The sequence below is a fragment of the Pseudoalteromonas sp. TB51 genome (assembly GCF_000498055.1).
In the GTDB taxonomy this organism is placed as follows: domain Bacteria; phylum Pseudomonadota; class Gammaproteobacteria; order Enterobacterales; family Alteromonadaceae; genus Pseudoalteromonas; species Pseudoalteromonas atlantica.
On the sequence record NZ_AUTO01000189.1, the window covers coordinates 1 to 5,672 of the forward strand.

Here is a 5,672-nt window from a genome sequence, read left to right on the forward strand (position 1 = left end):
TAAAGACGTTAAGCGTACTCAGCGAGATTATACATTAGGCTTTAAATTATCTATTGTTGAGCAAGTAGAAAAAGGCGACTTCACCTATAAACAAGCGCAAAGTCATTACGGTATTCAAGGCCGCAGTACCGTTCTGGTATGGCTGCGAAAACATGGTAAATTAGATTGGTCTAAACCAACTTATATAGCCAACATGCCTAAATCGAAAGAAACCCCAGCACAAAAAATTAAACGTTTAGAGCGCGAGATAGAAGAGTTACGCCTAAAGGATTTAATCAAAGATGAAATGATTAATATTATGGATGAAGAATATGGAGCGGGCTTGCGAAAAAAGTACATATCCGAGCTATCACGCGCGCAAAAGAAAACCATCAAATAAAGCTTACTCCGTTATGCCGTGCATATGGCGTAACGCGACAAGGTTACTATCAAGCTATGCGCAGAATAGATGCTCGGAATAAAGAATTGGAGCCAGTCAAAGAATTAGTGATGTACTGGCGGCAATTCATGCCTCGTATTGGTGGGAAGAAACTTTATCTGATGATAAAGCCAGACCTGCAAGAGCGTGGCATTAAACTAGGTCGTGATTGTTTTTTTGATTATTTGAGAGAGCATGACTTTCTTGTAAAACCAAAGAAAAATTACACTAAAACAACAAACAGTAACCATTGGATGCGCAAGCATCCCAATTTACTAAAGGAATACATGCCTACTGCGGCCGAGGAAGTCTTCGTTAGTGACATTACATACGTAAAGTCAGCGCAAGGCGTGCATTACCTATCGTTAGTCACTGATGCTTACAGTCGAAAAATAATGGGTTATGAGCTGAGTGATGAAATGAAAGCAACCGATGTAGTCAGAGCATTAGAAATGACAATTAAGCAACGCGTATATAAACGTGATGCCATTCATCATTCAGATAGAGGTTTACAATATTGCTCTGAAGTATATCAAAATGCGCTATTAAAAGAGGGCATTAGACCATCGATGACCGATGGGTATGACTGTTATCAAAACGCATTAGCAGAGCGTATTAACGGGATATTAAAGCAAGAGTTTTTACTGTATAAATGTCGCAATATGGCAGAGTTAAAACAGCTCGTTGAAGAATCGATATTTATATACAATGAAATGCGACCGCACTTAAGTTTGGATATGAAAACACCAAATCAAGTGCATAAAAAAGACCTGGCGCTTTCGCACCAAGTCTTTCATTAAAACCGTCAACCTATTTCAGGACGGGACAGCGTTAGCTCTTCGGGTAGTTAGATGGGAAAAACGCACGTTTGGCTTCTTCATCAAACTCTTTTTTAAAGGCGACATCGGTGCCAATTTTGCGTGCACGCGCAACCGCTGGCCGGCTATCAATGCTTTCAAACCAACGTTTTAAATTAGGGTATGGTGCTAGTCCTTCTTCTCCAAGTACTACTGGCGCTTTATCAATCCAACCCCAAGCAGATACATCAGCAATGGTGTATTCATCACCCACTATAAAGTCGCGACCTTCAAGGTGTGCATCAAGCACTTCGTAATGGCGCTGCGCCTCACGCAAGTAGCGATTAACTGCGTAATCAAGCCCTTCAGGCGCCATGTGTCTAAAGTGTACACTTTGCCCAGAATACGGCCCAAGGCCCGATGCTATAAACATTAACCATGAAAGCATTTCGGCGCGATTCTCTACCTTACCTGCTAACTTACCGTGTTTTTCACTTAGGTACATTAATATAGCGTTCGAATCAAACACACGAGTTTCACCATCAACAATGGCAGGTGCTTTTGCATTAGGATTAATGGCTTTAAACTCAGGTGTATGTTGCTCACCTTTTAAGGTATCAAGTGGCACAAGTTCAAACGGCAGCCCTGTTTCTTCTAAAAACAAAGCAACCTTCATTGGGTTAGGTGTATGGTGAAAATAAAATTTGATCATAAAACGCTCCTAAAAGTAGTAGCTACAATTAAACCACAACCTGAGCAGTCGTTCAAAAAACAGTTAGCTAAAGTACTTAACCAAACAGCTTACTTGTATTAACCCTGCACCAATATAAGCAAATATAAAGCGTGCTTCTTCTTGTGCCTTTTTAATAAATGCCACGGCAAAAGTAACTACAATAATAATTACACTTAATGCTAAGCCATATAAAAAAGAGCCACAAAAGTGAGGTAAAACAGCAAGTAAACACGCAATAATTACTGCGCCATAAAAAGCTACAAGCATACGAACGTTAAACAATATCCCAAGCAATGCAGTTATAAACGCAGACGCATATAAAATTACAGCCTCCCTAGGCCACGCGTAACTTAGTGGATGTTTAAAATTAAAGTTTGTAGAGTTTAAACTAGTAACCGCAGACGAAGTCGCGTGTATAAAAATACTAACTAATAAAGCGCCGATAAAAAATGCAGCAAATGCCGAAACAGCACCACCGCCTGTATACCCTGCTTTCTCTTTTTCTATCACTATAACCACAACACTCAGTGCCGCACTAAGCTGAAACCATTGCCAGTAATCGTTACTAAAAAGAGGGATTGCTGCAAAGCCAATAACGGGAACTAATATTTTGGCTTCTTCGTTTTTGTGTAATAAATAAAAAGCCATAATAGCTATATAAAACAGTGCCGTTACATCAGGCATAAAATCTACTTCCTTTTAAATTTCAACACTATTTCTACATTTAGGGAATGCACTACAGCCAAAGAACGTATTTCCTATATTAGTACCTTTCTTTGCTTTACGTAGTACCATTTTCTCACCGCAACGTGAGCATATCTGAGTTTCTGAGCGTTCTTTTTTTGGCGCCTGCTTATGTTCAATAATTGTTTTTACATGGCTTACATGTTGGCGATTTGTTTTAAAACTTGGCTTTAATTTTCCGCTTTCAATTGTATTTACTATATCGTTTTTAGTATTAGCACTAAGTACTCGCTCGGTTTTACTTTTAATGTACTCAATACCGCCGCGTGCAAACCTAATATTTTCAGGTAGTTTAGTTTTAAATGTGCTGTCGCCAATAAAAATAATAACCGAAAATAATGCGTTACTGTTTATACCTAAACACGACTCAAGTGTTTTTAAATGCTTGTAGTTTTGATGTAGGGGGTTTTGAAATTTTGATGAGTGTTTAAAAATTTTTTGTGTCCACATTTTTTGATTCGCTGAACCAAAAATCCAACCTTTCATGTTTTTAGTTTCCACCACAAACACACCAAACTCAGACACAATAATATGATCAATTTGTGTAGTGCCATTTTCGATGCCGTTTTCAAAAGTAGGCAGCGTCACATTTTTAATTAACGTGTAATCTGCCTTATTTAAAAACAGTTTAATTAGCACATTAACTTGCCACTCTCCCATCGCTCCTTTAAACCAAGGTGTTTTAAAAACACCAATACAAATAAACAGCGGTATAAAGTACCAAAGTTGGCCTAATAACGTGGCCAAAATCGTAGAAAAATCCATATTTAGTTAATCCTTTAAGCTATACAAATGGCAATAATAGAGCCGCGAAATTTAACAAAAACAAACTAGCAGTACACGCAATAATGCACGTTCAATATTAAACACATTTAAGCATTGTTTTTAATACGCCCTTTCTAAGGCGTGTTCATTAACATGTTCAATTAACTCAGGGAAAAATGCTAAAAATACCGTTTCCAACTCATGGTAGTTTTGCGTTATATCCTCAGCAGTACCCGCAAAGTTATTAGTAAAACGAATGCGTTTGGCTATGTTATCAAGCGCAAGCCCTACCCCTTCTATAGTTTCGTATTCTTTAAACCAATCGTTTGTAGTCATGCTGGTTACAACATGCTGCATGCGCGGTGGCATAATCGCTATGCGCTCATTTAAAAGTGCGTAGCTGCTGCGTTTAAAATCATTTAAAGGGTGTTTATTAAATTGCTGCCAATGCCTAATTAAAAAGTGATCAAATACCACGTCAATAGCCACACCTGCAAAGCGCTTACGCTCGGGTGAAAAGTACTGCTTGGCTTCTTTTACTAACGGGTGAGAGTCGGTAAATTTATCGACTAAGTAATGGTTTTCTAGTGCACTTTTAACGCTATTGGGCAGGTATTCTGCGTGCCTGCGTCCACCAAAATCACCTAATAAATTGCCAAAGTGTGAATCGGCAGTTGGTTGTGCAAAGTAAAGGTGAGCTAAATAATTCAACGTAATCCCAATGGGTTTAAACAAACTTAATTTTGCCAAATAGTAACGCACATTTAAGCGAAACTCACACGAGTGTTTAGCGCGCTCCCTGTGTAATTACCTAACACTTTAGTTTGAAAATTATACAAACACTCTGTAAAGCCGTTGCACTCAATTCAGCATTAAATATTTAAAATAGAATTATCAATAACTTAAAATTTAAAAATCGCTGGAATATATATTGCTACTTAGCGTATTTAGCACTCAAACATGTATAGCTCTTTTTATTAGCGAGCAGTTTAAAGGAGCATAAAACATAGGTTAAATCAGTTATGGATATAGCTATATTTTTTAAGTCGTTACTATTACTGGCCTTTTTTTTAACGCTAGGTAATTTAATTAAGTACACATTTTTAAGGGGCTTAATTGTGCCATCATCGTTAATTGCTGGCGTATTGGCTCTTTTATTAGGGCCACAATTACTCGGTGAGCATATTAATTTGTCGCTCCAAGGCACTAATTTATGGATAGATGAAAAAGTCACAAGCATATGGAAGGAGTTACCTGGGTATTTAATTGTAGTGGTGTTTGCAGGTTTATTTTTAGGTAAAAAAATACCTACAATTAAACAATCGCTAAATCAAAGCCTACCCAATTTAAGCTTTGGCTACAGCATTGCCATAGGCCAATATGTGGTGGGTATGATCACGGCATTATTAGTACTTGCCCCTTTATTTGATACCAACGAAGTTGCCGGCGCACTCATTGCGGTGGGATTTCAGGGCGGGCATGGCACCGTAGCTGGCTTGCAATCCACTTTTGAAAGTATCGATTTTGCAAAAGGTATGGACTTGGGGTTAGGTATAGCAACAATAGGCCTTATAAGCGCCATCGTGTTAGGGACTATTATGTCTAATCGCACCGATGGGGGCGACCAAGAACTTGAAATTAGCCACGACGAAAAAGTAGAGGTAAAAGACCGCCCGTTTGGCCTGCACTTTGCTATTTTAGGCACGGTTGTTATTGTTGCTTGGCTTATTCTTAGTGGCTTACAAGTAGCCGAAAAAAGCCTTTTTGCCGATTCATCGGTAAAAATACTTGAGTACATGCCTTTATTCCCCATTGCGATGATGGTGGGTTTAGTGGTGCAAATAGTGCTTAATAAATCAGGCATGGGTAACTTAATTAGTCACTATCAAATAAATCTGCTTTCTAACCTCTCCCTCGATTTACTAATAATTGCCGCACTGGGTGCGCTTAACTTATCGGTACTTGCTAAATATTGGCAAAGTATTTTAATTTTAGCCGCAGTGGGGGTTGCCTATAGCGCAGCTATTTACTTTTTCTTTGGTGGGTGGTTTTTCCCAAAGGATTGGAAAGTGAGAGGAATTGGCGAGCTTGGGCAATCTATGGGCACTACGGCGGTTGGGCTGTTAATGCTAAAACAGGCTACCTCAAACCCAAGCGAGCATATTCGCCCCTTTAGTTACAAACAACCACTTTATGAGCCCGTGGTTGGCGGCGG

At 38.9% G+C, this 5,672-nt stretch carries 6 protein-coding genes; 2 read left to right on the plus strand and 4 right to left on the minus strand.

Translation table 11 applies throughout. The features are described from left to right. Nucleotides 1-1,218, plus strand: a protein-coding gene (locus tag L650_RS23735) for an IS3 family transposase (protein WP_128081048.1) whose coding sequence is annotated in 2 segments (ribosomal slippage) — nt 1-335 and nt 335-1,218 — 1,219 coding nt annotated over the 2 segments. Because the reading frame shifts where the segments join, the coding sequence is not laid out codon by codon here. This gene is flagged as partial in the annotation. Between the two features lie 31 nt (nt 1,219-1,249). Here L650_RS23735 and L650_RS0110100 read toward each other — a convergent pair. The 4 genes from L650_RS0110100 to L650_RS0110115 form a co-directional block, all read right to left on the minus strand. Next, on the minus strand, nt 1,250-1,927 hold the full coding sequence (locus L650_RS0110100; protein ID WP_029773027.1) for a glutathione S-transferase family protein: 678 nt from the start codon (nt 1,925-1,927) through the stop codon (nt 1,250-1,252). Between the two features lie 63 nt (nt 1,928-1,990). Next, nucleotides 1,991-2,632, minus strand: a complete 642-nt coding sequence (locus L650_RS0110105) for a hypothetical protein (protein WP_029773028.1) — start codon at nt 2,630-2,632, stop codon at nt 1,991-1,993. A gap of 15 nt (nt 2,633-2,647) precedes the next feature. Beyond that, a complete protein-coding gene (locus L650_RS0110110; protein WP_029773029.1) occupies nt 2,648-3,457 on the minus strand; it encodes an NERD domain-containing protein in 810 nt (269 codons plus the stop codon). 120 nt (nt 3,458-3,577) lie between these two features. Next, nucleotides 3,578-4,168, minus strand: coding sequence for an ACP phosphodiesterase (locus tag L650_RS0110115; protein ID WP_029773030.1), 591 nt, complete (start codon nt 4,166-4,168; stop codon nt 3,578-3,580). 311 nt (nt 4,169-4,479) lie between these two features. On the opposite strand from L650_RS0110115, the gene L650_RS0110120 reads away from it, so the two are divergent. Next, nucleotides 4,480-5,672: hypothetical protein (locus L650_RS0110120; protein WP_029773031.1), on the plus strand; the 1,193-nt coding region annotated here is incomplete at its 3' end.

Excerpts from the sequence above, each read along its gene's own strand:
- L650_RS0110100 (WP_029773027.1), bottom strand. The coding sequence starts at position 1,927 with ATGATCAAATTTTATTTTCACCATACACCTAACCCAATGAAGGTTGCT.
- L650_RS0110105 (WP_029773028.1), bottom strand. The coding sequence starts at position 2,632 with ATGCCTGATGTAACGGCACTGTTTTATATAGCTATTATGGCTTTTTAT.
- L650_RS0110110 (WP_029773029.1), bottom strand. The coding sequence starts at position 3,457 with ATGGATTTTTCTACGATTTTGGCCACGTTATTAGGCCAACTTTGGTAC.